This is a genomic window from Bacillus cereus group sp. BfR-BA-01453 (assembly GCF_022662915.1).
GTDB lineage: Bacteria > Bacillota > Bacilli > Bacillales > Bacillaceae_G > Bacillus_A > Bacillus_A paranthracis.
Genome location: NZ_JAKUEN010000037.1, coordinates 1 through 2,548 on the forward strand (window position 1 = coordinate 1; position 2,548 = coordinate 2,548).

The window sequence follows — 2,548 nt, forward strand, 5'->3', positions numbered from 1 at the left end:
ATGATGGCAGAGAGGTCACACCCGTTCCCATACCGAACACGGAAGTTAAGCTCTCTAGCGCCGATGGTAGTTGGGACCTTGTCCCTGTGAGAGTAGGACGTCGCCAAGCAAGCTTAAGACGAGTCAGAATGACTCGTCTTTTTTATGTTTCTAACTCCTAATCCTTATTTTTTAATCCTCTTATATTTATTTTCTTTCATTATTTTTGATATGTAGTATAAGATTTTCTATTTTATTTTTTGTAGAAGTAATCTGTCGGTGTGTTAAAATAGTGCAGTTGTTTTTTGAGTATTTGAATATAAGAAGACTTAATTTTGAAAAAGGAGATAATATGAAAAAGATAGGTGTAATTACTATAGTAGTTTTAGTCCTTCTAGCGATTACTTATATGTTAGTTGGGAATTATTTTTATAATTATGCGTTGAATGCGAAACAAGAGAAAGAGTTTTTAGAGGATAACCCTCACTTAGTAGAAACAGTGAATGCATCAGGAGATGTGTTGGCTACAAATGAAGAAAAGGATGCGAACTTTGTATCAAATCATAAACCTAATACACTACACATAAATTCTTTCGATAACTTGAAATTAACGGGTTATGAATATATGAATGAACAATCTAGTCATAAATGGGCAATTGTAGTTCATGGATATGATAGTAGGGCATCGAAAATGACGAAATATATTCGTAACTTTTATGAACAAGGCTATAATGTGATAGCACCAGATCTTCGTGGGCACGGGAATAGTGAAGGGGATTATGTTGGTATGGGCTGGCATGATCGTAAAGACATTTTGATTTGGATTCAACAAATTGTAAAGAAAGATCCTAATGCTGAAATAGGGCTCTTTGGTGTTTCAATGGGTGGTGCAACTGTAATGATGACTTCGGGTGAGGATTTACCTTCTAACGTTAAAGTTATTATTGAAGATTGTGGGTACTCAACTGTTGTTGATGAATTTACGTATCAATTAAAAGATCTATTCCACTTGCCGAAGTTTCCTGTTATGAATGCGGCAAATACAGTTACAAAATTAAGAGCTGGATATGATTTAGAAGAAGCTTCAGCTATTAAACAAGTTGCAAAAAGTAAAACACCGATGCTATTCATTCATGGGGATGCGGATACATTCGTTCCTTTTGAAATGTTAGATGAAGTATATAATGCTGCAAAAGTAGAAAAAGAGAAATTAATTGTTCCAGGTGCTGGACATGGAGAAGCTGAGAAGATAGATTCAAATACGTATTGGAATACCGTATGGAGGTTCGTGGAAAGATATATTCAAGCATAATTAGATTTATATATGCGATAATCAGAAGGTAATACTTTTGATTATCGTTTTTCTATTTATAGATTTATTTTAGGTTGTAGTATATAAGGCTTGAAGCATAAATTTTTGAATTCCTTAGTGCCAGTGCTACAATGATTGAAAACTACATGTTAATGAGGTGTTTCTATGAAAATTGAAGTATGGTCAGATTTTGTATGCCCGTTTTGCTACATTGGGAAACGTAGATTAGAAGTAGCTTTAGAGCAATTTCCTCATAAGAAGGATGTTGAAGTTGAGTTTAAAAGTTTTGAATTAGACCAAAATGCTCCAATCTATTCTGGAACAAGTATTAATGAAGTACTTGCATCAAAGTATGGGATTAGTATTGAAGAAGCGAAACGTAATAACGTGCAGCTAGGTAATCATGCAGCTAGTATGGGTTTAAGTTTTAATTTTGATGAGATGAAGCCGACGAACACTTTTGATGCGCATCGTCTTGCGAAATTTGCAAAGGATCAAGGGAAAGAAAAAGAGATTACGGAAAATCTACTTTTTGCATATTTCACTGAATCGAAAAATTTAAGTGATGTGGATACGCTTGTTACTATAGCTGAAGCTTCAGGTTTAGATAAACAAGAAGCTTTACAGGTTATTAATGATAAAAGCGCATATGCAAATGATGTTAGAGTTGATGAAGCGATCGCTCAGCAATATCAAATTTCAGGAGTGCCTTATTTTATTATTAATCAAAAGTATGCTATTTCAGGTGCACAACCACTTGAAACTTTTGTTGGTGCACTTCAGCAAGTGTGGGAAGAAGAGAATCCTGTACCTACGTTACAAGAGCTTTCTTCAGAAGGTGGAAGCGATATGTCTTGTACAGATGAAAGCTGTTCGGTACCTTCAAAAGAACAATAGTTTTTATGATGGAAAGCAACCCATAGAGTAGTATATGGGTTGCGTATATATTCTGATAGAAGAGGTATGTAAATAGGGTTTAAAAAAAATGAAGTTTTTTTAAAAAACGTATTGACGATTAGAGATTAGAGGTGTAATATAGAACAAGTCGCCGATGACAATAACGTCGAGAGCGACAAACGAAATGAAAAACTTAGTTGACATTAACTAACGAAGATGTTAACATAAGGAAGTCGCAAATGAGCGACTAAGCAGTTCTTTGAAAACTGAACGAAACAAACAACGTGAAACGTCAATTTTTATTTTAGATGCTAGACAAACTAACTTTATTGGAGAGTTTGATCCTGGCTCAGGATGAAC

At 34.6% G+C, this 2,548-nt stretch carries 2 protein-coding genes and 1 rRNA gene; all 3 read left to right on the top strand.

All coding sequences use genetic code 11. The annotated features are described in order from the left end of the window. Window positions 1-109 (top strand): 5S ribosomal RNA (gene rrf, locus MR070_RS26750); the annotation flags it as partial. 222 nt (window positions 110-331) lie between these two features. Beyond that, window positions 332-1,291: an alpha/beta hydrolase gene (locus tag MR070_RS26755; protein ID WP_000719801.1), complete on the top strand. Its 960-nt coding sequence runs from the start codon at window positions 332-334 to the stop codon at window positions 1,289-1,291. A 165-nt stretch (window positions 1,292-1,456) separates the two neighbouring features. After that, window positions 1,457-2,188, top strand: coding sequence for a DsbA family oxidoreductase (locus MR070_RS26760; protein ID WP_000687959.1), 732 nt, complete (start codon window positions 1,457-1,459; stop codon window positions 2,186-2,188). Window positions 2,189-2,548 lie beyond the last annotated feature (360 nt).

What these genes read in the sequence shown, in the direction of transcription:
- MR070_RS26755 (WP_000719801.1), top strand. Translation starts at nt 332, where the DNA reads ATGAAAAAGATAGGTGTAATTACTATAGTAGTTTTAGTCCTTCTAGCG.
- MR070_RS26760 (WP_000687959.1), top strand. Translation starts at nt 1,457, where the DNA reads ATGAAAATTGAAGTATGGTCAGATTTTGTATGCCCGTTTTGCTACATT.